The sequence below is a fragment of the Dactylosporangium sp. NPDC050688 genome (genome assembly GCF_040654515.1).
In the GTDB taxonomy this organism is placed as follows: domain Bacteria; phylum Actinomycetota; class Actinomycetes; order Mycobacteriales; family Micromonosporaceae; genus Dactylosporangium.
This window is the reverse complement of sequence record NZ_JBFAIC010000188.1, coordinates 1-1,230: the sequence shown is the minus strand read 5'-3', so window position 1 is coordinate 1,230 and position 1,230 is coordinate 1. Positions and strand designations below refer to the sequence as shown.

The 1,230-nt window shown below is 65.9% G+C and carries 1 protein-coding gene; it reads right to left on the bottom strand.

What is annotated here, in order from left to right; all coding sequences use genetic code 11:
• Positions 1-1,214, bottom strand: a 1,214-nt coding sequence (locus AB0H83_RS51880; protein WP_360111497.1) for a non-reducing end alpha-L-arabinofuranosidase family hydrolase, incomplete at its 3' end; no start/stop codon positions are given.
• Between the last annotated feature and the right edge of the window lie 16 nt (positions 1,215-1,230).

Here is a 1,230-nt window from a genome sequence, read left to right as displayed (position 1 = left end):
ATCATCAGGTACTGGTTCTGGCCCTGGACCTTGTAGACCTCGACCCCCTCGAACAGGTTGTTCGTCGAGTCGCTCATGATCGTGGTGTAGCTGGAGCCGAAGTTGCCGGGGAAGTTGCCGATCGGCATGCTGGCCCGGTAGATCTTGCCGTTGTCACCGGCGAAGAACAGGTACATGTTCTGGCTGTCGCCGATGAGGGTCTGGTCGATGACGCCGGTGTTGGAGCCGGTGATGCTGCCGGTGAACAGTGCCTGCGGGGAGGACCAGCCGTTGGGGTTGGTCGGGTCGCTGGAGGTCTTGTAGTTGAACGCGTTGGGACCCCACTGGTAGGCCAGCACCCAGATGTTTCTCGGGGCGAAGTAGAACAGCGTGGGCGCCACCGTGCCCTGGCTCATCCCGGTCTGGGTGGCCGAGGCCATGTCGGACCAGTTCGTGAACGGGCTGAACGCCATCGAGCCGTACGATCCGCCCGACGAGACGTTCGACGCGTACACCAGGTGCTTGCCGTTGTACACGACGTTGGTGAAGTCCTTGAGCGACACCCACCCGTTCTGCGGGTTGGTCAGCGGGCCCGTCGACGACCAGCGGTACGACGACGGCAGCGAGCACGACCCGCCCGGCGACTGCGACGGCGAGGACGGCGGCGGTGAGGTCGGGCCGCCCAGGGAGACCAGCCGGAACTGCTGGTTGGCCTGGCCGTGGCAGTCGTAGAGCTGGATCTGCTGGCCGTTGCCGGTGCCCCACACGTCGAGGCAGCGCCCGGACTGCACGCCGCTGATGGTGCCGTTGGAGTTCACGTTCCACTGCTGGTTGGTCCCGCTGTTGCAGTCCCAGATGATGACGGCCGTGCCGTTGGCGGTGCCGTTGCCGTTGGCGTCCAGGCACTTGTTGCTGTACACCCGCAACTGCTTGCTCGACGTGTACGTCCACTGCTGGTTGCTCTGGCCGTGGCAGTCGTACAGCTGCACCCGCGTGCCGTTGGTCTGCGTCGCGTTGGGCACGTCGAAGCACCTGCCGGACTGCGAGCCGACGATCTCGTTGGTGCCGCCCGGTGTGCCGGGCGGGGTGCTCGTCGTCGGGCTCACCGTCGGTGAGGTGGTCGGGCCGGCGGCGTTGAGCGCGTTGAGGACCGAGGTGTAGGCGGCCTTCTTGTTGCCGCCGCCGTCGAACAGCAGCGGGCTCTCGTTGGAACGCCACGAGTCACTGTCCCGCACACCCCACACCGTGATG